Annotated in this window: 25 protein-coding genes; 11 read left to right on the forward strand and 14 right to left on the reverse strand. The window is 68.5% G+C overall.

Going from position 1 to position 24,316, the window contains the following annotated elements; all coding sequences use genetic code 11:
- Positions 1-100 precede the first annotated feature (100 nt).
- From ABD678_RS03845 to ABD678_RS03870, 6 genes are all read right to left on the reverse strand, one after another.
- Complete coding sequence (locus ABD678_RS03845; protein WP_425561942.1) at positions 101-1,192, reverse strand: phosphate ABC transporter substrate-binding protein PstS; 1,092 nt, start codon at positions 1,190-1,192, stop codon at positions 101-103.
- A gap of 146 nt (positions 1,193-1,338) precedes the next feature.
- Positions 1,339-2,427 carry a phosphate ABC transporter substrate-binding protein PstS gene (locus ABD678_RS03850; RefSeq protein ID WP_344753885.1) on the reverse strand — a complete coding sequence of 363 codons (1,089 nt, stop codon included), beginning with the start codon at positions 2,425-2,427 and terminating at the stop codon, positions 1,339-1,341.
- A 106-nt stretch (positions 2,428-2,533) separates the two neighbouring features.
- Positions 2,534-3,502 (reverse strand): NUDIX hydrolase, encoded by a 969-nt coding sequence (locus tag ABD678_RS03855; protein ID WP_344753887.1) that lies wholly within the window; start codon positions 3,500-3,502, stop codon positions 2,534-2,536.
- The gene (locus ABD678_RS03860) at positions 3,499-5,670 is read right to left on the reverse strand and encodes an RNA degradosome polyphosphate kinase (RefSeq protein ID WP_344753889.1); all 2,172 of its coding nucleotides are present in this window, start codon (positions 5,668-5,670) and stop codon (positions 3,499-3,501) included. Before ABD678_RS03860 ends, ABD678_RS03855 begins: the two co-directional genes overlap by 4 nt.
- A gap of 69 nt (positions 5,671-5,739) precedes the next feature.
- Positions 5,740-6,624, reverse strand: coding sequence for a mycothiol synthase (gene mshD / locus ABD678_RS03865; RefSeq protein WP_344753891.1), 885 nt, complete (start codon positions 6,622-6,624; stop codon positions 5,740-5,742).
- Entirely contained in the window at positions 6,599-7,294 is a 696-nt protein-coding gene (locus ABD678_RS03870) for a response regulator transcription factor (RefSeq protein WP_344753893.1), read from the reverse strand. The genes mshD and ABD678_RS03870 overlap by 26 nt, the downstream gene beginning before the upstream one ends.
- A 63-nt stretch (positions 7,295-7,357) precedes the next feature.
- Between ABD678_RS03870 and ABD678_RS03875 the strand changes: the two genes are divergently transcribed.
- From ABD678_RS03875 to ABD678_RS03890, 4 genes are all read left to right on the forward strand, one after another.
- Positions 7,358-7,648, forward strand: coding sequence for a hypothetical protein (locus ABD678_RS03875; protein WP_344753895.1), 291 nt, complete (start codon positions 7,358-7,360; stop codon positions 7,646-7,648).
- A gap of 131 nt (positions 7,649-7,779) precedes the next feature.
- Positions 7,780-8,400 (forward strand): nitrobindin family protein, encoded by a 621-nt coding sequence (locus ABD678_RS03880; protein WP_344753897.1) that lies wholly within the window; start codon positions 7,780-7,782, stop codon positions 8,398-8,400.
- Positions 8,369-9,538 (forward strand): CAF17-like 4Fe-4S cluster assembly/insertion protein YgfZ, encoded by a 1,170-nt coding sequence (gene ygfZ / locus ABD678_RS03885; RefSeq protein WP_425561943.1) that lies wholly within the window; start codon positions 8,369-8,371, stop codon positions 9,536-9,538. The genes ABD678_RS03880 and ygfZ overlap by 32 nt, the downstream gene beginning before the upstream one ends.
- 9 nt (positions 9,539-9,547) lie before the next feature.
- Complete coding sequence (locus tag ABD678_RS03890; protein ID WP_344753899.1) at positions 9,548-10,291, forward strand: phosphoglyceromutase; 744 nt, start codon at positions 9,548-9,550, stop codon at positions 10,289-10,291.
- A gap of 165 nt (positions 10,292-10,456) precedes the next feature.
- On the opposite strand, the gene phoU is transcribed toward ABD678_RS03890, so the two are convergent.
- Positions 10,457-11,119 (reverse strand): phosphate signaling complex protein PhoU, encoded by a 663-nt coding sequence (gene phoU, locus ABD678_RS03895; protein ID WP_344753901.1) that lies wholly within the window; start codon positions 11,117-11,119, stop codon positions 10,457-10,459.
- A gap of 154 nt (positions 11,120-11,273) precedes the next feature.
- Here phoU and ABD678_RS03900 point away from each other — a divergent pair, with 154 nt between their 5' ends.
- Both ABD678_RS03900 and ABD678_RS03905 read left to right on the forward strand, forming a co-directional pair.
- Entirely contained in the window at positions 11,274-12,428 is a 1,155-nt protein-coding gene (locus ABD678_RS03900) for a sensor histidine kinase (RefSeq protein WP_344753903.1), read from the forward strand.
- Positions 12,425-13,105 carry a response regulator transcription factor gene (locus ABD678_RS03905; RefSeq protein WP_344753905.1) on the forward strand — a complete coding sequence of 227 codons (681 nt, stop codon included), beginning with the start codon at positions 12,425-12,427 and terminating at the stop codon, positions 13,103-13,105. The genes ABD678_RS03900 and ABD678_RS03905 overlap by 4 nt, the downstream gene beginning before the upstream one ends.
- Before the next feature lie 33 nt (positions 13,106-13,138).
- Here ABD678_RS03905 and ABD678_RS03910 read toward each other — a convergent pair whose 3' ends face one another.
- On the reverse strand, positions 13,139-13,621 hold the full coding sequence (locus tag ABD678_RS03910) for a hypothetical protein (protein WP_344753907.1): 483 nt from the start codon (positions 13,619-13,621) through the stop codon (positions 13,139-13,141).
- Between the two features lie 162 nt (positions 13,622-13,783).
- Between ABD678_RS03910 and ABD678_RS03915 the strand changes: the two genes are divergently transcribed.
- Positions 13,784-14,266 carry a CarD family transcriptional regulator gene (locus tag ABD678_RS03915; protein WP_344753909.1) on the forward strand — a complete coding sequence of 161 codons (483 nt, stop codon included), beginning with the start codon at positions 13,784-13,786 and terminating at the stop codon, positions 14,264-14,266.
- Between the two features lie 23 nt (positions 14,267-14,289).
- Here ABD678_RS03915 and ABD678_RS03920 read toward each other — a convergent pair whose 3' ends face one another.
- Positions 14,290-15,291, reverse strand: coding sequence for an MBL fold metallo-hydrolase (locus tag ABD678_RS03920; protein WP_344753911.1), 1,002 nt, complete (start codon positions 15,289-15,291; stop codon positions 14,290-14,292).
- Between the two features lie 70 nt (positions 15,292-15,361).
- Between ABD678_RS03920 and cysS the strand changes: the two genes are divergently transcribed.
- Positions 15,362-16,783 carry a cysteine--tRNA ligase gene (cysS, locus tag ABD678_RS03925; protein ID WP_344753913.1) on the forward strand — a complete coding sequence of 474 codons (1,422 nt, stop codon included), beginning with the start codon at positions 15,362-15,364 and terminating at the stop codon, positions 16,781-16,783.
- Positions 16,780-17,781: a 23S rRNA (guanosine(2251)-2'-O)-methyltransferase RlmB gene (gene rlmB, locus ABD678_RS03930; RefSeq protein ID WP_344753915.1), complete on the forward strand. Its 1,002-nt coding sequence runs from the start codon at positions 16,780-16,782 to the stop codon at positions 17,779-17,781. The genes cysS and rlmB overlap by 4 nt, the downstream gene beginning before the upstream one ends.
- 42 nt (positions 17,782-17,823) lie before the next feature.
- Here rlmB and ABD678_RS03935 read toward each other — a convergent pair whose 3' ends face one another.
- Complete coding sequence (locus ABD678_RS03935; protein ID WP_344753917.1) at positions 17,824-18,849, reverse strand: ketopantoate reductase family protein; 1,026 nt, start codon at positions 18,847-18,849, stop codon at positions 17,824-17,826.
- A gap of 168 nt (positions 18,850-19,017) precedes the next feature.
- Between ABD678_RS03935 and ABD678_RS03940 the strand changes: the two genes are divergently transcribed.
- A complete protein-coding gene (locus ABD678_RS03940; RefSeq protein ID WP_344753919.1) occupies positions 19,018-19,320 on the forward strand; it encodes a Dabb family protein in 303 nt (100 codons plus the stop codon).
- Here ABD678_RS03940 and ABD678_RS03945 read toward each other — a convergent pair.
- Both ABD678_RS03945 and ABD678_RS03950 read right to left on the reverse strand, forming a co-directional pair.
- Positions 19,305-20,330: a ketopantoate reductase family protein gene (locus tag ABD678_RS03945; protein ID WP_344753921.1), complete on the reverse strand. Its 1,026-nt coding sequence runs from the start codon at positions 20,328-20,330 to the stop codon at positions 19,305-19,307. The genes ABD678_RS03940 and ABD678_RS03945 overlap by 16 nt on opposite strands.
- A 5-nt stretch (positions 20,331-20,335) precedes the next feature.
- Complete coding sequence (locus ABD678_RS03950; RefSeq protein ID WP_344753923.1) at positions 20,336-21,226, reverse strand: NAD(P)-dependent oxidoreductase; 891 nt, start codon at positions 21,224-21,226, stop codon at positions 20,336-20,338.
- A gap of 253 nt (positions 21,227-21,479) precedes the next feature.
- On the opposite strand from ABD678_RS03950, the gene ABD678_RS03955 reads away from it, so the two are divergent.
- The gene (locus ABD678_RS03955) at positions 21,480-22,499 is read left to right on the forward strand and encodes a ketopantoate reductase family protein (protein ID WP_344753925.1); all 1,020 of its coding nucleotides are present in this window, start codon (positions 21,480-21,482) and stop codon (positions 22,497-22,499) included.
- A gap of 57 nt (positions 22,500-22,556) precedes the next feature.
- Here ABD678_RS03955 and ABD678_RS03960 read toward each other — a convergent pair whose 3' ends face one another.
- Positions 22,557-23,402 (reverse strand): fumarylacetoacetate hydrolase family protein, encoded by an 846-nt coding sequence (locus ABD678_RS03960; RefSeq protein WP_344753927.1) that lies wholly within the window; start codon positions 23,400-23,402, stop codon positions 22,557-22,559.
- Positions 23,403-23,438: 36 nt separating this feature from the next.
- On the reverse strand, positions 23,439-24,311 hold the full coding sequence (locus tag ABD678_RS03965; RefSeq protein WP_344753929.1) for an NAD(P)-dependent oxidoreductase: 873 nt from the start codon (positions 24,309-24,311) through the stop codon (positions 23,439-23,441).
- Positions 24,312-24,316: the final 5 nt, after the last annotated feature.

Below are 24,316 nucleotides of genomic sequence, written 5' to 3' on the forward strand. Positions count from 1 at the left end.
TCGTGGTCGGGCGAGGTCGCGAACTCGGTCACAACCTCAGTCTGCCCGGTGCCCAGTCCTCACACAATGTGAGGGGGGCACCGGGCAGACCCGGAGCGGTTTACTTGATGCTGTCGATCGCGGTCTTGGCCTTCTCGAACAGCGTGGCCGAGATGGGCGCGATGCCGGCGGCCTCGACCCCGACGGCCTGGCCTTCGTCGCTGATGATGTAGCCGAGGTAGGCCTTGACGAGGTCGACGACCGCGTCATCCGCGTAGTCCGAGCAGGCGATCAGGTAACTGACCAGGACGATCGGGTAGACGCCGGCGGCGTCCGAGGTGCGGTCGAGTTCGATGGCGAGGTCCACAGCGTCGCGGCCGGGGGCGGCAGGGGACTCGTCGACGATCGCCGCGGCGGCAGCCGCAGAGTACTCGACGTAGTCGCCGCCGACCTTCACAGCGACGGTGCCGAGGCCACCGGCGCGCGAGGCGTCGGCGTAACCGATGGTTCCGGTGCCGTTGGTGACGGCGTCCACAACGCCGGAGGTCTGCGCAGCGGCCTCTCCGCCCTCGTACGGCCAGTCACCGCTCGCCTCGGCATCCCACACCGGGGAGTTGGCGCTCAGGTAGTCGGTGAAGTTCTCGGTCGTACCCGACTCGTCGGAACGGTGCACGGCCGTGATCGCGAGGTCCGGCAGGTCGGCATCCGCGTTCTGCGACGCGATCTTCGGGTCGTTCCACTTCGTGATGTCGCCCTTGAAGATGCCCGCGATGGTGTCAGCGTCGAGGTTCAGCGACGTCACGCCATCGAGGTTGAAGATGATCGCGATCGGGGAGATGTAGTTGGGGATCTCGACGATCGGGGTGCTGGGAACGCATCCGGCGAAGTTGTCCTTGGCGAGTTCCTCGTCCTTGAACGCGCGGTCGGAGCCGGTGAAGCTGTTGGCGCCGGCCACGAAGTTGTCGCGTCCCGCTCCCGAGCCCGTGGGCTCGTACTCGACCGTGACGCCCGAGTTGGCGTTCTGGAACGCGGCGACCCAGGCCTGCTGTGCGGCGTCCTGCGATGAGGCGCCACCGCCGTGGATGGTGCCGCTCAGCCCGCTCGGGCTCTCCCCGCCCGGTGTCGGCTCGTTGGCCGCGCAGGAGGAGAGGAGGATGGTGCTCGCGACGGCGACGGCGGCGATACTGGCCAGTCGCGTCGAGCTCAGACGCATGGAGTTCACTGTGTTTGTTCCCTTTCAGGATTCTGAGTGGGGCCGGTGCTGGCCCCACGGACGACCCTAGGAAGCGCGGTTGACCGGATGGCCGCCGCTCGGTGAACGCGGGGTTAACGACTCGTGAACCCGAGGGGCCCCGTGGTTCAGCGGATGCGGGAGACCGCGGCCTTCGCCTGCGCGGCGAGCCCGGTCGTGAGCGGCGCGGACCCGGCGGCCTTCTCGGCGGTCTGCTGCGCCGTGTCGCTCACGACCCAGTCGAGGTAGTCGTGCACGAGTTCGCCCTGCGCCGGGTCGAGGTACTGCTCGCAGGCGATGAGATAGCTGACGAGCACGACCGGGTACGCGCCGGGGCCCGCGCCCCTGCGGTCGAGGTCGATCACGAGGTCACCGGATGCGCGCCCGGGCTCGAGCGGTGACGCCTCGACGGCGGCGGCAGCGGCATCTGAGGAGTACGGGACGTAGCCGTCCTCGACTTTCACGGCGACGGTCGCGTGCCCCTGCGCCTGCGAACCGTCGACGTACCCGATGGTCCCGTGCCCGTTGGCGACCGCGGTCGCCACCCCGGCTGTGCCTTGCGCGGCCTCGCCACCCTCGATCGGCCACACCCCGGCCGGATCCCACGACCACGCGTGCGGCGCGGCCTCGTGGAGGTATTCGGTGAAGTTCTCGGTGACGCCGGAGTCGTCGGAGCGGTGCACGGCGGAGATGATCGTCGACGGCAGGTCGACTCCGGGGTTCTGGTCGGCGATCTCCGGATCGTTCCAGCGTTCGATCTCCCCGGCGAAGATGCGGGCGATCGTCGTGGAGTCGAAGTTCAGGCGGTCGATCCCGTCGAGATGGAAGATGATCGCGATGGGCGAGATGTAGGCGGGCAACTCGATGATCGGGCTGCCGGCGCGGCACGAGTCGAACGGCCCGTCGGCGAGCTCGTCAAGGGTGAACGGACGATCCGAGCCGGTGAAGTCGATGGCCCCGGCCTGGAACGCGTCGCGCCCGGAACCGGAGCCGACCGGGTCGTACTCGACCGTGGCCCTCGGATGCTCGATCTGGAATGCGGCGATCCAGGCATCCTGCGCCGCGCGCTGCGAGGAGGCGCCGTCACCGAAGATGGTGCCGCTGAGTGTCGAGTCGCTCGTGACCGCCAGCTCGTTGAGGGCGCACCCGGACAGTATGGTCGTCGCGGCGGCGACGATCGCGGCCGCGGCGACGGCGGTGGAGTGGGGGCGCTTCACCTCACCAGCGTATCCGCGGTTCGGGGTCGTGGAGGCGCGGCCCCGTGGACGACGCCGCCGCTCAATCGGTGTACGCCCAGTCGGTGCACGCTCCGTCGGTGCGCAATCAGTCGGGCAGCGGCGCGTGGGTCTCCACGGCGACGAGTCCGCCATCCGGATGCGCGGCCGACACGTGCAGCACGGTGAACTCGGCGGTCGAGAGCATGGCCGCGCGGCGCAGCTCCGGGTCGAGTTCGGTGTTGGTCTCTTTCGCGACGGCGGCGACGATCTCCGGCAGTACGGGGCCATGGCTGCAGAACACGACTGTACGGCCCCTGGCGAGGCGTCGGCGCAGCAGTGAGCGCACCTTCGCGTCGTCGTTCTCGTAGGCGTCCTGGCTGATGTCGGCGACCTGCTTGACCGGTAGCCCGGTGAGTTCGGCGAGCGGCTCGATCGTGGCGAGGCATCGCGCCGCCGGGCTGCTCACGAGCCGTTCAGGGCGGTAGGCGGCGATCGCCGGTGCGACGCTTGCGGCCTGGTCATTGCCGCGGTGCAGGAGCGGGCGGGTGGCGTCCGGCCCGTCCCAACTCCCCGGTGGAACCGCCTTGCCGTGGCGCAGTGCGATGACCGCGAACGTCTTCACCTGCCCCGCCTCCACGAATTCGGCGAAGCGGTCGAGCACGTCGCGGTCCCGGTCGTAGCTGAGGGCGGCGCGCGCCTTGTCGATCGTGAGCCATTCGAGGGCCTCGATCTCGTGGTTGGATTCGAACGTCGTGGCGGCGAGCGCCTCATCGGTCACCTCGCCCGCCCAGTAGTAGACGACCTTCTCGCGCCCGCCGCCGAGCGTGTACTCGATGGTGCCGAGCGGGACGCCGAGGGCAATCCGGATGCCGGTCTCCTCCTCGATCTCACGGACGGCGGTCTGCGGTGGCGTCTCGCCCGGATCGAGCTTCCCCTTCGGCAGCGACACGTCCGCCCGCGCGGCGCGGTGCACGAGCAGCACCCTCATCTTGCCTTTGACGACGCGCCAGCACACGGCGCCGGCGGCGACGACGACGGCCGGACTCGTGATGGCAGGACTCGTGACGGTGCTCACCAGGTTCCGCCCCGCTTGCGCGCCGAGATCTGCCGCATGACAACATCCTGCAGGTCCTGGAGCTCGTCGCCGGCGACGGTCGCCGCGTGGCGCGTCCATTCGCCGGACTCCTCGAGCCACCAGGATGCCGTCTCCTCCGACATCGCGAGGTCGAACAGCGCTGTGACCTCCTGGAGCTGGCCGGGGTCGGCGAGGCGCACGAGCGTCTCGACCCGCCGGTCGAGGTTGCGGTGCATGATGTCCGCACTCCCGATGAAGACCTGGGGGTCATCGCCGTTCGCGAAGGAGAAGATGCGGGAGTGCTCGAGGTAGCGGCCGAGGATCGACCGCACCCTGATGTTCTCGCTCAGTCCCTCCACCCCCGGACGCACGCTGCAGATGCCGCGCACCCAGAGATCGATCGGAACACCCGCCTGGCTGGCGAGGTAGAGCGCGTCGATGATGGCTTCGTCGACGATCGAGTTGACCTTGATCCGGATGCCGGACGGGGCACCCGTGAGCGCGTTCTGCGTCTCCACGCGGATGCGCTTGAGCAGCCCCTTGCGCAGGTGCAGCGGGGCGACCAGAAGCCGCTTGAACTTCTTCTCGATCGCGTAGCCGGAGAGCTCGTTGAACAGGCGGGTGAGGTCTTTGCCGACCTGGTCATCCGCTGTCAGCAGGCCGAGGTCCTCGTAGATGCGGCTCGTCTTGGGGTTGTAATTGCCGGTGCCGATGTGGCTGTAGTGGCGAAGCACCCCGCCCTCCTCGCGCACGACGAGCGCGAGCTTGCAGTGGGTCTTGAGCCCCACCATCCCGTAGACGACGTGCACACCAGCCTTCTCGAGCTGGCGGGCCCAGTTGATGTTGGCCGACTCGTCGAAACGCGCCTTGATCTCCACGAGCGCGAGCACGGCCTTGCCCGCCTCCGCCGCGTCGATGAGTGCCTCCACGATGGGACTGTCGCCGCTCGTGCGGTAGAGGGTCTGCTTGATGGCGAGAACGTTCGGGTCGCGCGCGGCCTGCTCGAGGAAGGCCTGCACGCTCGTCGCGAACGACTCGTAGGGATGATGGAGCAGGACGTCGCCCCGCGAGATGGAGGCGAAGACATCCGGCTCTGCGTTCGGTTCGACCGGGAGCAGCGCCGCGCTCGTCGTCGGAACATGCTTGCGGTACTTGAGTTCCGGGCGGTCGATGCGGAACACCTCGAAGAGTCCGCCGAGGTCGAGCGGGGCGGGAAGCCGGTACACCTCCTGCTCGGTGATGCCGAGTTCGCGCACGAGCAGTTCGAGCGTGCGCTCGTCCATGTCGTCGGTGATCTCCAGGCGGATGGGCGGGCCGAACCGGCGACGCAGCAGTTCGCGCTCGAGCGACTGGATGAGGTTCTCGGACTCGTCCTCCTCGACCTCGACATCCTCGTTGCGCGTCACGCGGAACTCATGGTGCTCGAGGATCTCCATGCCGGGGAAGAGCTCCTCGAGGTGATTGGAGACGAGGTCTTCGAGGGGGATGAAGCGCAGGAGGCCGCGTTCGTCATCCGGGAGCTGCACGAAGCGGGGCAGCACGGTCGGCACCTTGAGCCGGGCGAACTCCTCTTTGCCGGTCTTCGGGCTGCGCACCCGGACCGACAGGTTGAGGGAGAGCCCGGAGATGTAGGGGAAGGGGTGGGCGGGGTCGACCGCGAGCGGCATGAGCACCGGGAAGATCCGGGTGGAGAAGATCTCGTCGATGCGCTCCCGGTCTTCGTCGTCGAGGTCCGCCCAGGTCTCGATGTGGATGCCTGCGTCGTCGAGGGCCGGCTTGACGAGGTCACGGAACACCGCGGCGTGGCGGGCCTGCAGCTCGTGGGCGCGCTCGCTGATGGCGCTGAGCACGTCGAGCGGCGCGCGGCCGACGTTCGTCGGTACGGCGAGCCCCGTCATGATGCGGCGCTTGAGCCCGGCGACGCGCACCATGAAGAACTCGTCGAGGTTGTTCGAGAAGATCGCGAGGAAGTTGGCGCGTTCGAGGAGGGGGAGGTTCTCGTCCTCAGCGAGCTCGAGCACGCGCTGGTTGAAGGCGAGCCAACTGAGCTCCCGGTCGAGGAAGCGGTCCTCCGGCAGGGTGCCGTCGTCGACCCAGGTCGAGTCGTAATCGTCGTCGAGACTGTCGGTCGCGAGCCCCGTGTCGTCGAGGAAGCTTTGCGCATCCATCCCTAGATCATTGCACTTTGTCTCCCCTTCTCCGGTCGAGCTTGTCGAGACCGCTGGATTTCGACAGGCTCAATCCGCGAGGGCGCCACGCCGGTATCGCACGTCGATCGTGTGCTGCTCGAAGCCGTAGCGGCGGTAGAGCGCGAGGGCTGGGGTGTTGTCGGCCTCGACGTAGAGGGCGGCCGTGCGGGTGCCGCGGCTGGCGAGGCGGGCGAGCCCGGCATCCATGAGCACGCGGCCGAGTCCCTCGCCCTGACGGCCGGGGTCGATGCCGACCGCGTAGAACTCGCCGATGTCACCGTCCACCTTGAGCCAGCAGAAGCCGATCATGGCGTCGCCGCCCGCGCCGCCGTCACGGAGGATGAGGAAGTCGTCGGCATCGAACCAGGCCTCCGCCTTGCGGTCGTCGAGGTCGCGCTGGGTGAGCTTTCCCTGTTCGGGGTGGTCGGCGAAGGCACGGGCGTTGAGGGCGAGCCATTCCGCATCGTCGGTGCCGGGGTCGAACGCGGTCATCTGGGGACGGTCATCAGCCGTACCCGTTCCCTGAGGCGCGCGCAGCGCGTCACGAAGGGAAACGTCCGCGGTGACCTGGGCCCTCAGTTGCAACAGCGTGCGCACCGCCAAGAAGCCGAACCTCGCTGCGAGCACCCGCGACGCCGGGTGGTCGCCGTGCGCCCATGCGAACTCCACGTCCGGATGCGCGGCGAGCACCTGCTCGGCGAGTGCCGCCCCCAGGCCGCGGCCCCTGGCATCCGGGTCGACGACGAGTTCTGCCTCGACCTCGCGGTCGGCCCCACCCACGATCGCGACCCCGTGCTCGCCCTCCACGAGCTCGCGCTCGCTACGCGCGAGCTCGACGAGCGACTGGTCGGAGAACGGCGGCTGGCCATCCGCGGCGAGGGCTCGCTCGATGAGCGTGCCGAGGGCTTCAGGAACCGATGGGCTCGGTGACACGATCGCTCTCGTCCTCCTCGTAGACGTTGAAGCGGTAGCCGACGTTGCGTACCGTACCGATGACGGCCTCGAGATCGCCGAGCTTGGCGCGCAGCCGCCGCACGTGCACGTCGACCGTGCGCGTGCCGCCGAAGTAGTCGTAGCCCCAGACCTCGCTCAGCAACTGCTCGCGGGTGAACACTCGGCTGGGGTGCGAGACGAGGAAGCGCAGGAGCTCGAACTCCTTGTAGGTGAGGTCGAGCGCGCGACCCCGCACCTTCGCCGAGTAGCTCGCCTCGTCGATCACCACGCCGCTCGCGCTCACCTTGTTGCTCTTGGCCTCGTCCGACTGTCGTCCGATGACCAGCCGGATGCGCGCATCCACCTCGGCCGGCCCCGCCGTCTCGAGGATGAGGTCGTCGGCGCCCCACTCCGCGGTGACCGCGGCGAGTCCGCCCTCCGTGACCACGAGCATGAGTGGGACGACGATGCCGGTCGCCTGCAGGATCCTGCAGAGCGACTTCGCACTCGCGAGATCGGCACGGGCGTCCACGAGAAGCACGTCGCAGCCGGGTGCGTTCACGAGCTGGGCGGGTTCGGCGGGAATGCGCCGGACCTTGTGGCTGAGAAGCCCCAGTGCCGGCAGCACGTCGTTCTCCTCCGCAGAGGTGAGAATCAACAGCTGCGCCACAGGATCCTCCCGATTCGCCAGAGCCACATTCTACGCAACGTGTGGATGGGGCAGGATGGAGGGGTGACGACGAGCGACCAGCAGTGGGAACTGAAGGTGGGAACCGTCGTGCCCGTGTGGGTGCTCTGCCTCGCGGCCGCCATCACGATCGGCGTCGCATCCCCCACCGACCAGTACCTGATCTGGCTGCCCATCGCGCTCGCTGCGGCCGTGCTCCTGACGTTCTGCATCCAGCTCTCCACCCTCACCAAGGAGGGTTTCGTGAACCGCGTCATGGCCTCGATCGGCGGTGCGGTGCTCGTCATCGGCGTCGCGACGGCCGTGCTCGCGGCCCTTGCCGCCCTGAACGGATAGAATCGCAGCATGATCCTCGCGCTGGAACTCTTCTTCGTCGGCCTCCTCGGGCTCGCGACGCTGGCGATCGCGTACGTCTCCGTTGTGGTGCTGTACAACCTGTTCCGCGGCCAGCGCTAGGTCGTGCAGCCATGATGCTGCTCCCGGAGGACCTCCCCGCCGAGCTCGTGCCGCTGTCCTGGCTGCTTGGGGTCTGGGAGGGCACCGGCGTCGTCAACTACCCCGTCGGCGACGAGGTGCGCGACTACGAGTTCGGCCAGCGGGTGAGCTTCAGCCACGACGGCCTGCCGCATCTCAACTACAACTCCTACACCTGGCTGCTCGGCACTGACCCCGACGACGCTGACCAGCCGATGCCGACCCCGCTCGCGACCGAGATGGGGTACTGGCGTCTGGCGCGCCCCGCGACGGATGCCGACCATGGCCCCGGGCTTCTCGCGGGCAACGGAGGCAGGGTGTTCACGACAGCGGATGCCGTGGAAACACTGCGTAACAAAGACGATGGATTCGATCTCGAGGTGTCGATCCTGCATCCGGGCGGTGTGAGCGAGCTCTACCTCGGACAAGTCAAGGGAGCCCGCATCGACCTGTCGACCGATGCCGTCATGCGCTCCGCGACGGCGAAAGAGCACACGGCATCCACGCGGATGTACGGGCTCGTCGAAAGCCACCTCCTGTGGGCGTGGGACCTCGCCGCGCTCGGTCGCCCACTCACGTCCCATGCCTCTGCGCGGCTCGCCCGTGTCGACTGAGCCTGTGTCAGTCGCAGGCGGGTCGGTGTTCCTGACCCGCGACGGTGCCGTGGCCGGCAGCGGCGGTCCGGATGCCGGGGTCGCCGCCCACTACGGCAACCCGATCGCGGAACAGCGCACCCTTGCCGCCGGCAAGGCGATCGTCGACCTCTCGCATCGCGGCATCCTCTCGGTGACCGGCGCCGACCGGCTCGGCTGGCTCGACTCGGTCACGAGCCAGGCCCTCGCGAAACTCGCGCCGGGCGAATCGGCCGAGGCGCTGCTGCTCGACCCGACCGGCCGCATCGAACACGTGCTGAGGGTCGTCGATGACGGTACGACGGCCTGGCTTCTCGTCGAGGCGGGCGAAGCGGCGGGGCTCCTCGCCTGGCTCGAGTCCATGCGGTTCATGATGCGCGTCGAGGTGGCCGACCGCGCGGGCGAGTTCGCGGTCGTCGGGTGGTTCGCGGATGCGGCGGATGCCATGGGCGACGCGACCGGCGGCGGTCTCGCGCTTCCCGTCGCAGCCCCCAACGGCATCCCGCTCACCTGGGTCGACCCGTGGGGGTCGGTGACGGCCGGCGGCCACCAGTACGCGGACGACGGCACCCATCCGTACGGCGACTGGAGCTGGCGGGAGTCGCTCGTGGAACGCGCGGCGCTCGCCGGGCTGTCCGGGTTGCCCGCGGCCGGCACCATGGCGCTCGAGGCGCTGCGCATCGCCGCGTGGCGTCCGCGATTCGCGACCGAGGTCGACGAGCGGTCGATCCCGCACGAGCTCGACTGGCTGCGGTCGGCGGTGCATCTCGCGAAGGGCTGTTACCGGGGCCAGGAGACGGTCGCGAAGGTGCACAACCTCGGGCATCCGCCCCGGCGGCTCGTCATGCTGCACCTCGACGGTTCGGATGCCGTGCTCCCGCCTGCCGGCGCGGAGGTCGCGCTCGACGGCCGGGTCGTCGGTCGTATCACGAGCTCCGCGATCCACCACGAGTTCGGCCCCATCGCGCTCGCCGTCGTCAAACGGAACACCGACCCGCAGGCGACACTCACGGTCGAAGCCGAGGGCGTGACGGTCGCCGCGGCCCAGGAGGTCATCGTGCCCGTCGACGCCGGGGCGACCGCGAACGTCCCGCGGATGCCGCGACTGGGCGCCCGATAAACTGGCGGCATGACCCACACCCTCATCCTCCTGCGTCACGGCCAGAGCGACTGGAACGAGAAGAACCTCTTCACCGGGTGGGTGGATGTCCCGCTCACCGACCTGGGGCGCGAGGAAGGCGGGCGGGCGGGCGAGTTGCTCGCGGCATCCGGGTTGCTGCCGGACATCCAGTTCACGAGCGTGCTCAAGCGTGCGATCCACACGGCGCAGCTCGCGCTCGCGACCGCCGACCGCGACTGGATCCCGGTCGAGCGCACCTGGCGGCTCAATGAGCGCCATTACGGCGCACTGCAGGGCAAGAACAAGGCGCAGACCCTGGAGGAGTTCGGCGAGGAGCAGTTCATGACCTGGCGCCGGTCGTTCGATGTGCCGCCGCCGCCCATCGACGACGATGACGAGTTCTCGCAGGCGCATGACCCGCGCTACGCCGGGCTCGGCGCGGACATGCCGCGCACCGAGTGCCTCAAGGACGTCATCGAGCGGATGCTGCCCTACTGGCGCTCGGACATCGTGCCCGCCCTCGGCGCGGGCAAGACGGTGCTCGTGACGGCGCACGGGAACTCGCTGAGGGCGCTCGTCAAGCACCTCGACGGCATCTCCGACGAGGAGATCGCCGGGCTCAACATCCCGACCGGCATCCCGCTCGTCTACGAGTTGAACGACGACTTCATGCCGGCCGCTCCCTCGCGCTACCTCGACCCGGAAGCCGCCGCAGCCGGTGCCGCGGCCGTCGCCGCCCAGGGCAAGAAGTAGTCCTCACGACCACGCCGTGCGTGAGTGATGGTCGTTCGGACGAATGAGTGCGCCTGGGCGCCATCACTGGTTCGAACGACCATCACTCGGCGCCAGAGAGGTCGCGGGTCGCGATACGCCGCGCTCTGCGCGGCACTCGACCGGCGAGCAGCGACCACGAGCAACTCAGGAGGCGGGGGTGCTGCTGACCTGCCAGTCGCCCGTCGCGAGGTACTGCACCTTCTTCGCGATCGAGACCGCGTGGTCGGCGAAGCGCTCGTGGTAGCGGGAGGCGAGGGTCGCATCCACCGTGTCCTCGGCGCCGCCCTTCCAGGTCTCCCCGAGTACCTTGTCGAAGACGCTCAGGTGCAGTTCGTCGATCTTGTCGTCGTCGTTGCGGATCTGCTCGGCGATCGCGACATCCTCGCTGCGCAGCAGCTCGGTGAGCTTCTTCGCCACCTCGACGTCGAGGCGTCCCATCTCGGCGAACGTGCTCCGCAGCGACTTGGGGACGACCTTCTCCGGGAAGCGGTAGCGGGCGAGCTGGGCGATGTGCTCGCTCATGTCGCCCATCCGTTCGAGCGACGCGGAGATGCGCAGCGCGCTCACCACGATGCGCAGGTCGCGTGCGACCGGCTGCTGGCGGGCAAGGATGTTGATGGCCAGCTCGTCGAGGTTGACGGTCAGCTGGTCGATCTTGTCGTCGTCGGCGATGACGGTCTCGGCGAGGGAGACGTTGGATTCGTTGAACGCCCTGGTCGCATTCTCGATCGAGGCCTCGACGAGCGCGGCGATCTCGACGAGGCGCTCCTGCACCTCGCGCAGCTCCTGCTGGAACACTTCGCGCATCGCCCATCCCTCCACACAGTGCGTCACTCGACGCGGTCATTCTGGCGGGCCGAGGTTAACAGTCGGTGGCCACCGACTGAACAACGCCCCACGTCGTGCCGCCGCAACCGCTCTTCGGCGAGGTGGCACGATCGAAGTAACTAATCTAGTCGCTATGGACCCCGCCTGGCTGGTGCTCGCGTCGATCGCGTTCGGCATCCTGCTCGGGGCCGGCGTCGTGCTCATCGTCACCATCGCGGCGAGGAGGGGCAGGAGGGCGGTCGCCGTCGTGAGCCCGTCCGTGCCGGACGGCGTCGACCAGGTCATCGATGCGCTCGAGTCCGGCGGTATCGTGCTCGACCCGTCCAATAACGTCATCAAGTCGAGCCCGGGAGCGCTCGCCCTCGGCCTGGTCTGGAACAACGCCCTCGTCCACCCCGAACTGGTGGCGATCGTCGACGATGTCCGCCGCTACGGCGATCCGATCGTGCGGGAGCTCGAGCTTCCGCGTGGCCGGATCGGCGACGCGAACATCTTCCTTCTCGTACGGGTCGCGCGGTTGGGTGCGCGGTACGTGCTGCTGCTGGCCGAGGATCGCACAGAGAGCGTCAAGCTGGATGCCGTCCGCCGCGACTTCATCGCCAACATCAGCCATGAGCTCAAAACGCCCATCGGCGCCGTGAGCCTGCTCGCCGAGGCGCTCCAGGCCGCGGCCAAGGAGCCCGAGCAGGTGAAGCGTTTCGCCAAGAGGCTCACCAAGGAGTCCGACCGGCTGGCCAGGATCACCCAGGAGATCATCGAGCTCTCCCGTCTGCAGGCCGCCGACGCGCTCGCCAGGCCGGCGACGGTGGAGATCGACCACGTCATCGCGGCGGCCATCGACCAGAACCGGGTCGCCGCGGAGGCCCGCAACGTCACCATGGCGAGCGGCGGCGACGCCGGCGCGGAAGTGTTCGGGGATGACGCCCTCCTCGTCGTGGCCGTGCACAACCTCATCAACAACGCCATCATCTACTCGCCGAAAGGCTCGCGGGTCGGTATCGGCGTGAGCAACTCGGGCGGCATTGTGGAGATCGCCGTCACCGACCAGGGGATCGGCATCGCCGCCGATGAGCAGGATCGCGTCTTCGAGCGCTTCTACCGGATCGACCCTGCCCGCTCCCGCCACACCGGCGGCTCGGGGCTCGGCCTCAGCATCGTCAAGCATGTCGCGCAGAACCACGGCGGGGACGTGCGGCTGTGGTCGCAGCCCGGCTACGGTTCCACCTTCACCATCCGGCTGCCCGAGGCGACGCACGCGACGGCGGACTCACTGGGAGAGAGCGCATGACCCACATCCTGATCGTCGAGGACGAGCGCTCGCTGAGCGAACCCCTCGCCTTCCTGCTCGAGCGCGAGGGCTATCGCACTTCGATCGCCGAAGATGGGCCGTCCGCGGTCGCGGCGTTCGAGCAGGACGGCGCGGACCTCGTGCTGCTCGACCTCATGCTCCCCGGTTTCCCCGGAACCGAGGTGTGTCGTCGGCTCCGGGCGGTGTCGACCGTGCCGATCATCATGCTGACCGCGAAGGACAGCGAGGTCGACATCGTCGTGGGGCTCGAGCTCGGGGCCGACGACTACGTGACCAAGCCGTACTCGACCCGGGAGCTGCTCGCGCGCATCCGGGCCGTGCTGCGCCGAAGGATCGATACCGGCGATGCCGAGGATGCCGTGCTCACCGCGGGCGACGTGCGGATGGATCTCGAGCGACACACGGTCGAGGTGCGGGGACAGGAGACGGCGATGCCGCTCAAGGAGTTCGAGCTCCTGGAGGTGCTGCTGCGCAACGCGGGTCGGGTGCTCACGCGTGGGCAGCTCATCGACCGGGTGTGGGGCTCGGACTACTTCGGCGACACCAAGACCCTCGACGTGCACGTCAAGCGCATCCGGAACCGGATCGAGCGCGACCCGTCGAACCCGGTCATGCTCGTGACGGTGCGCGGACTGGGCTACCGTCTCGAGGACTGAGGCTGCACCTCGCGGCTTGCGCCGCTGCCGGAACTACGGCACCAAGGGGGCGTACTGGCTCATGGAGCCGTCGAGCACGGGAACCCACAGTTGCTTGCCGGTCACGTCGCCGTACTGGATGAACACCGGGAAGAGCGACCCAGCGGGCGCGTCGATGCCGGTCAGGAGGATGCGGTCGGAGTCCTGCCCGCCGAAGCTCGCGACGGAGCCTGCGTTGACGTAGACCGTGTCGTCCACCTTTGCCTTGTCGGCATTCTCGTACTGCACCTTGACCTGCACGCCGTACTTCGTCGGGTTGTCGAGGTTGATGAGCAGGCTGCCGGTCGTGCCGTCGGCGGTGAGCAGCAGCGCATTGCGGACCTGGAGGTCGCCGACCGTCGCGCCGATACCGTCGCTCGCGTCATAGTGCACTGTGGTGGCCTGCGGGGTGATGAAGGTGCAGCCGGTGAGGGCGCCAAGGACGAGTGCTGCGCCGAGTGCTGCCGCGACGGCTCTCCTGCCAGGACGTACTCTCAAGGGATCCTCCGAGGGTTTAACCGGATGTCGTTCTCGGGCGATGATCCCGCGGAACTCAGTTGCGAGTTTAGCCTAGCGTCGCTGCCCTTCGGGCTCCGGACCCGCCCTGGGGCCGTCGGTGCCCCTGTGGTAAACTGTTGGTCGCGGAATGGAGCCCAATCAATGCTTTTCGAGGTCGGCGAGACTGTCGTCTATCCCCATCACGGGGCAGCAACCATCACTGAGGTCAAGAAGAGGACCGTCCGGGGTGAAGAGAAGCTCTACCTGAAACTGAACGTCACGCAGGGCGACCTCACGATCGAGGTTCCGGCCGAGAACGTCGACCTCGTCGGCGTCCGCGACGTCATCGGCAAGGAAGGCCTCGACCAGGTGTTCGAGGTGCTGCGCGCCCCGTTCACTGAGGAGCCGACCAACTGGTCCCGCCGCTACAAGGCCAACCTCGAGAAACTCGCCTCCGGCGACGTCATCAAGGTCTCGGAGGTCGTTCGCGACCTGTGGCGCCGCGACCAGGACCGCGGCCTCTCGGCCGGGGAGAAGCGGATGCTCGCGAAGGCCCGCCAGATCCTCATCTCCGAGCTCGCGCTCGCCGAGAAGACCGACGAGGAGAAGGCCTCTACCGTGCTCGACGAGGTTCTCGCCTCCTAGCTTGCAGGGCTGATCCAGTCCCCTCAGGGAGCGGAGTTCTGTGCTCGGCCGATGTGCAGGGCCGTCTGCGAGAGCGCGGAGTGCAGGGCGAAACCGTGGAGGTTCTCCCAGCCGGCCGTCCAGGTGAGGCCGCTCGCGACCGACCAGACAGTGCCTGCCCCGGCATCCGTGGCGGCGAGCGCCGCTGACACCTCCCGCGTGCGCCGGTCATGGTGGGCAGCGGTCTCGGCGCACCGCTCGGCGATCCCGGTGAAGCGGTAACCATGCCCCGGCAGCGCCTCGTGGTCGTCGAAAGACGCCACGAGCGAGAGCGAGCGCAGATAGGCCTCGATCGGGTTGACATCCGGTGTGCCGCCCAGGCCGATGCCGGGGAACTGGTTGGGCAGCAGCAGGTCCCCGGTGAAGACGAGCTGGCGTTCGGCATCCAGGATGGCGAGGTGCCCGGTCGTGTGGCCCGGCGTGTGCAGGGCGCGCAGCTCCAGCCCGGGGATGTCGAGCAGGTCGCCGTCGTCGAGCAGCCGGTCCGCCGTGAACGGATCCCAGGCTCCTCGCCGGTGCACGGCGTCGAGAAGCTCCGGATGCCGATCGGCCGGCACTCCCCATCCGGCGAAGCGATCGACCGCCGCCGCATCCGCGGACAGAGGGTCGTCGGCCGGGCTCGTGAGCTCGCGGATCGCATCCTGCTCCGCACGATGCAGCGCGACCACCGCTCCGGATGCCTGCCGCACGCGCTCGGCCATCCCCAGGTGGTCGGGGTGCAGGTGGGTCACGGTCACCGTCGCCACATCCCGGATGCCGCGCCCCAGCCCGGCGAGCACCGCCTCAAGCGCATGCCAGTTCTCGTCGGAGTCCCAGCCCGGGTCGATGATGTGCACGCCGCCGGCGTCATCCAGCACGAGATAGCTGAGCGTGAAGTGGGGGAGCACCCCCGGCAGCGGCACTCCATAGCAATACAGCCCCTCGCGTACCTGCTCGAGCGGCGGAATGCCATCGCCGGCTGCTGCCTCGAACTGTGCCGTGCTCATGGGGTGCATCACCCCGATGTTAGCCGACGCACGGCCTCCCCCCTGAGCGAGGCCAAGTAGGCTTTGCACTGTGACAGTGCGCCTCTACGACTCCCGGTCGCAAACCGTGAACGACCTCGTCCCGCTCGTCGACGGCGAGGTCGGCATGTACGTCTGCGGGCCCACCGTGCAGTCCTCGCCGCACATCGGGCACCTCCGTTCCGCCCTCGTCTACGACCTGTGGCGGCGCTGGCTCGGATACCGCGGCTATCGCGTCACCCTCGTGCGCAACGTCACCGACATCGACGACAAGATCCTCGCGAGCGCGACCGCCGAGGGCAGCGCGGAACAATGGTGGGCGCTCGCCTACCGTTTCGAGCTCGAGTTCACGGCCGGGTACACGGCCCTCGGCATCCTGCCCCCCACCTACGAGCCGCGCGCGACCGCGAGCATCGGGCAGATGCAGGAGATCATCCAACATCTCATCGACGCCGGCCACGCCTACCCGGCCCCGGATGCCTCCGGCGACGTCTACTTCGACACCGGCTCCTGGCCGGCCTACGGCGAGCTCACCCGGCAGAAGCCCGAAGACATGGCCCCGGCTGCGGATGCCGACCCGCGCGGCAAGCGCGAACCCCGCGACTTCGCGCTCTGGAAGGGCCACAAGACAGACGAGCCGGAGTCGGCGAGCTGGCCTTCGCCCTGGGGGCCTGGCCGCCCGGGCTGGCACATCGAGTGCTCGGCGATGGCGAGCCGGTACCTCGGGAGCAGGTTCGACATCCACGGCGGGGGACTCGACCTGCGCTTCCCGCACCACGAGAACGAGCTCGCCCAGTCGACGGCGGCCGGCGACGGGTTCGCGAACTACTGGGTGCACAACGGCCTCGTGAACGTCGAGGGCCAGAAGATGTCGAAGTCGCTCGGCAACTCGATCTTCGCCTCCGAGTTCCTGCGGCAGGCGCGGCCCATCGTCGTGCGCTACTACCTCGGCTCCGCCCATTACCGTTCGACGATCGACTACCACGACGGTGCGCTCGTGGAGGCGGAGGCTGCGCTCGAACGCATCGAGGTGTTCCTCGAGCGCGTCGACCGCCGACTGGACGGGACTCCGTTCGCCGGCAGTGGCGCGCTCGTCGTGCCGGATGCCTTCGCTGCGGCGATGGATGACGACCTCGCCGTCCCGCAGGCGCTCGCCGTGCTTCACGACCGGGTCCGCGCGGGGAATGCGGCCCTCGACGCGGACGACCTGGCGGCGGCGGCCGCCATCCGGGGCGAAGTCTTCGCGATGACGGATGTGCTGGGCATCAACCCGCTCGCACACCCCTGGCGGGAGGCGGCGACGGATGCGGCGGCGCCCGCCCTTTCCCGCCTCGTCGAGCGGCTCATCGGGGACCGGGAGGCGGCTCGCGCGGCGAAGGACTTCGCCGCGGCCGACCGGATCCGTGATGAGCTGTCGGAGGCCGGCATCCAGCTCGAGGACTCGCCGACCGGAACCCATTGGAGTATCGCGTGAAGACACCAGGACCCAGGCATGGCCGCCCCGGCGCGGTGCGCAAGAAGAGCAGGGGAGGGCAGGTCGGCTCCGGCGGGCAGGGCCGCCAGGCGCTCGAGGGTAGGAAGCCGACGCCGAAGGCGGAGGACCGCCCGTACCACCCCGCCGGCAAGCGCAAGGCCGCGGCGGATCGCTACGAGGCATCCGGCGGCAAGCGTAAACCCGCCCAGGGACCGGATGCCGCGCCGCGGCAGCGCCGCCCGAAGTCGTCGGACGAGTCGGAGTTCGTGACCGGCCGCAACTCGGTGCTCGAGGCGCTGCGGGCCGCCATCCCGGCGACGACGCTTTACATCGCCTCGCGCATCGAATACGACGACCGGGTCAAGGAGGTTATGGGGATCGCCACCAAGCGCGGCCTGCCGATCCTCGAGGTCATGCGCCCGGAGCTCGACCGGATGGCCGGCTTCGACTCGGTGCACCAGGGACTCGCCCTCAAGGTTCCGCCGTATGAGTACGCGCACCCGATCGAACTGCTCGAGAAGGTCCTGTCGCAGGGGAAGGTGCCGCTGCTCGTGGCGCTCGACGGGGTGACCGACCCGCGGAACCTCGGGGCGATCATCCGTTCGGTGGCGGCATTCGGAGGGCAGGGCGTGATCGTTCCGCAGCGCCGGTCGGTCGGGATGACCGCGGCGGCGTGGAAGACCTCGGCGGGAGCGGCGGCCCGCACACCCGTCGCGATGGCGAGCAACCTGACGCAGACGCTCAAGGCTCTCAAGGAACGCGGCGTGTTCGTGCTCGGGCTGGACGGCGGTGGAGAGGTGTCGCTGCCGGGCCTCAGCTGGGCGAAGTCCCCGCTCGTCGTCGTGGTCGGCAGCGAGGGCAAGGGACTGTCGCGACTCGTGACCGAGACCTGCGACGCGGTCGTCTCGATCCCGATCGCTGCGACGACCGAGTCGCTCAACGCGGGCATCGCGGCGAGCGTCGCGCTCTACGAGATCGCGCGCACTCGCTCGACCTGATCCGGGGCCGGCCCGGCGCGGTGCTTCGGATCGACCGGGCGATCAGCGGGCGGCGAACTCGCGCAGCAGGGTGAGGTTCTGCGGCCCCGGCTGCAGGTCGCCGCGCTCGATGCGGTGGGCCAGCTCGACGACCGTGGCGTTGACCGGCGCCGAAAGCCCGTGCTCGGCACTGGCAGCCACCACGGCGCCGTTGATGTCGTCGACCTCGGAGTGGCGCCCCTTGACCCAGTCCTGGAGGATCGTGGTCTTCGTCTGGGGGAGCACGAATCCCTCCAGGAGCGCGTCGAGGAGCGTCTCGACGACGCTGTCGTAGTCGGCAACGGCATCCGCGGTGAGACCGAAGATCGGGAGCACCGAGTAGCCCTGGGCGCGCCCGGCGTCGAGCGCCTCCTGGCCGGAGCGGACCATGAGTTCGCGCATCCCGGGCTGCGCGACCGCCTCGAGCATGGGCAGGCCGAGGATGGCCGTGGTGACGAGGGTCGTGGAGTTGCTCACGAGCTTCATCCACTTGGCCGAGCGGATGTCGTCGACGATGTCGACGGCGCCGGTGCGACGCAGGAGGGCGGCGACTTCCTCCTCGCGACCTCTCGTCGACGCGTCGATGCTGCCGAGCGCGAACCAGGAACGGTCGGGACCGGAGTTGCGTTCGATGACACCGGGTTCGAACATCATGGAGGAGATCTCGATGACGCAGCCGAGGGTGCGATGGGCACCGACAACGTCGGCGATCGTGTCGGCCGTCATGCCGTTCTGGACGCCGACCAGGATGCCGTCCTCGGCGAGGTGCGGCTCGATGAGCTGCGCGGCCCACCCGCTGTCGTAGGCCTTCATGAGCATGAACACCACATCGAACTTCTCGCGCAGCTCGGCGACCTGGCAGAGGTGGCGCACGTCGACCGGTTGCACGAGGGTACGGTCGGGCATGTTGATGGTCACGCCGCGTTCGCGCATCGCCTCGGCATGCGCCGGCCACTGCTCGATCAGGGTGACGTCGACTCCAGCCGCGGTGAGGTCCGCCCCGATGGAGGCGCCGTTGGCTCCTGCTCCGAGCACTGCGACTTTGACCATCTGGCGGACTCCTTCGTCATGGTAGGGGATCGTGCCGGGCGGCTCCGTTCCGGGAGGTCACCGCTGGCGTGCCAGGATGCTAACACAGCGACAGTGAACACCGTTAAGTTACACTGAACAAACTGTGCGGCGGTGAATACCTCCCCGCCGAGTCTCGAGGAGTCGACGATGATCGTTCACAACATCGCATTCAAGCTCGCGGAGACCGACCCTCGGGTGCGTGCGGAACAGACGGCCGAGTTCGCCCGTCGCATCCGGGATCTCGGGGGGAAGGTTCCCGGACTCCAGTCGATCAGCGTGGGAACCGACGTCGGACGGATCGCCGATCACTACGACCTCGTGCTCGTCTCACACCACGACAGCTACGAGGACCTCGAGGCCTACCAGGCGCATCCGCTTCACGTCGAGGTCATCGAATTCGGCAAGACCATCGTGTCGGCGCGCGCCTGCGTCGACTACGAAGTGGCGTAACCGGCCAGTTCCCGGAGGAGCGCGACGTTCTCGATGCCGAGTGTCGCCTCACCGCGCTCGATGCGCTCCGACAACTCCACGCAGGCGGCGTTGACCGGCGCGTTCTCGGCGCCGAGCACGTCGACGACCAGGCCATTGATCTCCCGTGCTTCGCTGCGGCGGCCCTTGAGCCAGTCGTGCAGGATGGTGGTCTTCGTGGTGGGGAGGGAGAAGCCCGCGAGAAGCAGGTCGAAGATCTCGGTGACGAACGTCGCCGGGTCGACCTCGGTCAGCCCGAAGATCGGCACGACCTCGAGACCCTCCTGGTAGACGGCGCGAACCGCTTCGTTGCCGGCCTCGAGCATGAGCTCGCGCATCTCGGGGATCTCCGCAGCGGCCTGGATCGAGTAGTCGAGAACCGCGGACGGAACGAGCTCCGCCGCATTCAGGACCAGCTTCATCCACTTCGCGCTCCGGATGTCGTCGATGACTTCCACGGTGCCGGCGGCACGAAGGATCTCTGCAGCCTTCTCGGCCTTCGCGTGGGCGACGGGGTTGGGGCTTCCGAGCGCGAACCAGGTGTTGGTGTAGTTGTTGTGCCGCTCGACCTCACCGGGCACGAACATGTTCGCCCCCAGCTCGATCACACCGCCCAGGGTCCGCTCCGGGCCCATGATGTCGGTGACGTCGTCGATCGACATGCCGTTCTGCAGGCCGATGACCACGCCGTCGTCGGCGACGAGCGGCTTGATGAGCTCGACTCCCCAACGGGTGTCGTAGGCCTTCAGCACGACATAGACGATGTCGAACTTCTCGCGCAGTTCGGCGACCTCGCACAGATGGTGGATCCTGACCCTGGTGACGGTCGTGTCACCGCCCATCATCCTCACGGTGACGCCGCGTTCGCGGATGGCCTCCACGTTCGCCGGCCACTGGTCGATCAGGGTCACATCGTGGCCGGCTCGCGTGAGGTCGGCGCCGATTCCGGCACCGTTCGCTCCTGTGCCGACGATCGCGATCCTGGGGGTCATGTGCGTTACTCCGATTCCGTGTTCGCGGCGAGGCCGCGGGTGATCTCCGCGGTGGCCGACCAGTCGAGGCCCGCGAGCGCGGGGTCGGCGAGGGTGCGTTCGTAGACATCGCGCAGTGCTGGCGCGGTGAGGAGGGTGACCCCCTCCTCGCGTGCTGCGCCCTCTGCGAGGGAGAGGTCCTTGAGGCCGAGTGTGACGCTGAAGGAGACCGGCTCGTATCGCTTCTCGGAGATGAGCCGGCCGTAACCGACATAGGCGGAACCCGAGAACGAGGTGTCGGTCAGGATGTCGACGAAGGTCGAGGAGTCGACCCCGCCCCGCTCGACGAGCGTGATGCTCTCGGCGAGGGCCTGGATGGCGTGGATGAGGTTGTAGTTGACGGCGATCTTGACGAGGTTGGCAGCTCGGGCATCCTCGCCGACCACCCACGTCTGCTTCCCGAGCAGGTCGAGGCACCCTTTCGCCGCCGCGATGTCGTCGGCGGATCCCGCGGCGACGATGTTGAGCATCCCCTCGGCCGCGACGTTGGGCCGACCGAGGACGGGGGCGGCGACATAGCCGACGCCGGCGTCCCGGTGGAGCCTGGCGAGGTGGTCGGCGGTCTCCAGGCTGATGGTGGCCATATTGACGTGCACGAGCCCGGGGCGCGCGGCGCGGAGGGTTTCGGCGGTGAAGCAGTCGCGTACGGCCTGGTCGTGGGCGAGCATCGAGATCGCGATGTCCGCGTCGAGCGCCTCGTCGACGCTTCCGGCCCTCGTAGCGCCTGCCGCGAGGAGTTCGGCGAAGTGCGGGGACTCCGAGCGGTTCCAGACACGGATCGAGTTACCCGCGGCCACGAGGCGCCTCGCCATCTCGATGCCCATGCTTCCGAGTCCAAGAAACGAGATCTCCGACATGACGGTTCTCCTTCGAACTGCTCCTCGCGGGGCGAGCCCGCGTCATACCGTCGCACACGGCGACCGCATGTTCATTGTTAGTAAACAGAAACTCTACCGGCGAGATCAACAGGTATCAACGATTCAGCAACTCGCTCGACTCTGATCAGTACCAATGTAAAGTATGAGTGAACAGATCGTCAGCTGGGTCCGCCGCCCCGAAAAGGGTCGGCGGTACCCGCGCCATCGCGGCCTCAACGAAGGAGACCCGGACATGAGCGGCAAGAGAATCGCATTCGTCGGAACCGGCGCACAGGGGGCCGGGATCGGGGCGGACCTGATCAGGGCGGGACTCGATGTCACCTTCATCGAGCAATGGCCGGCACACGTGGAGGCCATGCGTGCGAACGGACTGCGCGTCGAGCTGCCGACCGACTCCTTCACCACCCCGGTTCGGGTCCACCACCTGTGCGAGGTCGCGACGCTGCGCGACAGGTTCGACATCGTCTTCCTCGTCGTCAAGGCTTACGACACGAAGTGGTCCACCGAACTCATCAAGCCCCTCCTCGCCGACGATGGGCTCGTGGTGGGATTGCAGAATGGCATGTCGATCGATGACATCGCGGATGTCGTGGGTCCCGAGCGCACGATCGGCGCCGTGATCGAGGTGGCCTCCAATATGTTCGAACCGGGAGTCACCGTGCGCCAGACACCGGCCGCGGAGTCGTGGTTCACGGTCGGAGGCATCCACGAGGCCACCCGGGGTCGCGAGCAGGAGGTGGTCGACGCCCTCCAGCACGCCGGTACGGTGGAGATCTCGCAGGACATCCGATCGTCCAAGTGGATGAAGCTCGTGGCGAATGCCGGCGAGCTGGTGCCGACGGCGATTCTCGACCTCCCGATGGCGGAGGCCGCTGCCACTCCGGGAATGCGCGAGTTCATGGATCGCAACTGCCAGGAGGCGCTGCAGGTCGCACTCGCGACGGGGAACAGGGCCGTTCCGATCTTCGGGCTCACCGAGATCGTCGGCGATCCAGACGACTACGCCGTGAAGCTGCTGGATCTGGTGCACTCCCACTGGACCCTGCCGGACACGCTCACGACCGTGCTGCAGGACTGGCGCAAGGGCCGTCGCGCGGAGATCGAGGAGGTCAACGGGCTTGTGGTTCGCGAGGCCGCGAAGGCGGGCATCGAGGTACTGGCGAACGCCCGGACCCTCGAGCTTGCGCGACGCATCGAGTCGGGTGAGCTCCAGGCCCACCCGTCGAACGTCGAGCTGCTGCTCGCCGACTGACTGGACTCACGAGCCCACTCGCTCGGGCACGGCGCCGGCCCAAGGACCGGCGCCCGCTCAGGCCACGAAGGACTGTCGTAGTTCTCCGATGCCCTCGATCCAGGTGACGAGTTCGTCGCCCGGCTTCAGCCAGACCTGAGGGTCGCGGCCCATGCCGACCCCCGAGGGCGTTCCGGTGAAGATGAGGTCGCCGGGCAGGAGGGTCACGATCGAGGAGAGGTAGCTGATGAGCCGGGGCACGCCGAAGATGAAGGAGCTCGTCCTCCCGTCCTGCATCTCGACGCCGTTGATGCTGCAGCCGAGGCCCAGGTCGTCCGGGTCCGCGAACTCGTCCGGCGTCACGATCCACGGTCCGGTGGGGGCGAATCCCGCGAAGGACTTGCCGAGGCCGAACTGGGGCGCCGGCCCCGAGCGCTGGGTGATGCGTTCGGAGAGATCCTGGCCGATCGTGAGCCCCGCGACATGGCCCCATGCGTCGTCTTCGCTCACGGCGGATGCCTTGCGGCCGACGACGACGACGAGCTCGGTCTCCCAGTCGGTGTGACCGCCGGAGGGCAGCCGCACGGTCGTGTTCGGTCCGGTGAGGGCGCTCTGGTACTTGGTGAACACCACGGGGGAGTCCGGGATGGAGAATCCCGATTCGTCGGCGTGAGCGCGATAGTTGAGCCCGACAGCGAAGATCTGACGCGGGGTCGGCGACGGGGCGCCGATGCGGTCGGGTCGGAGCTCGACCTCGGCGGCGATGTCCTCGAGGCCCGCTGCCCATTCGGAGAACTCGTCCCAGCGGTCGAACACCGCGGTCGGCTCGGCCGCGAACCGTCCGCCGGACGCCCGCTCCACGTCGATGCCGTGGTCGGTCGTCGCGACGATCGTGAGTCGTCCGTCGATATTGGCGATGCGCACTGTAGTTCTCTTTCCTGGTCGGTTCGATCGGTTCTGTCAGTTCGCGGAGTCGGCTTCGAGGGCGATGCCGATGCGCGAGAGGTCGAGGTTTCCGTGCCCGCGGGCGATGGCATCCGCGAGGACACCCGCATTGGCCGCGGCACCCGGGAGGCGGATTCCGAGCTGGTCGGCGAGCTCTGCGGCCAGGGTGAGGTCCTTGTGGATGAGGGTCACGGGTGCGTCGACGGGAGGGTCGCCCGCGGCGAGGAAGGCGTCCTTCTTGTAGTCCACGTAGGCGCCGCCGCCCGCCCCGGCCTGGAGCACCTCGTAGAAGAGGCTCCGGTCGACCCCCGCCTTCGTCGCCAGCAGGAGTGCTTCGGCCACGGACTCGTTGACGGAACCGACGACGACGTTGACTGCGAGCTTGACGACGTTGCCCGAGCCGACCGGGCCGACGTGGAACTGCGCCTTCGTGAATTCTGCGAGCACCGGACGGAGCTCCTCGAAGAGCTCGGGGGTCGACCCGACCATGGTCGTGAGCGTACGGGCGCGCGCAGCGGCGACGCTCCCGGAGACCGGGGCGTCGGCGAGGCCGACGCCGTTGCGCGCCGCCTCGACGGCCAGCTCCTGAACGACACCGATTCCCATCGTGCCCATCAACACGTGGCGGTGGCCTTCGACGGCCGCCGCGAACAGCCCGCCGTCGCCCTCGAGGAGCTGCCGGGCGCTGCCGGCATCCGGAAGCATGCTGAGGGAGAGCGGCGTTGCAGCGATCGTGGCCACGTCGTCGACGAGCGAGATTCCGGCGCCCTCGAGCTCCTCGTCGGCCCGCACGACGGGGTCGAAGGCGATCACCCGGTGACCCGCGCGCGCGAGGTGGAGGGCGAAGTGGCGGCCCATCCGGCCGACTCCGGCGAATCCGATGTCCATGTCCC

It is taken from the genome of Leifsonella bigeumensis (assembly GCF_039537265.1).
GTDB classification, from domain to species: domain Bacteria; phylum Actinomycetota; class Actinomycetes; order Actinomycetales; family Microbacteriaceae; genus Terrimesophilobacter; species Terrimesophilobacter bigeumensis.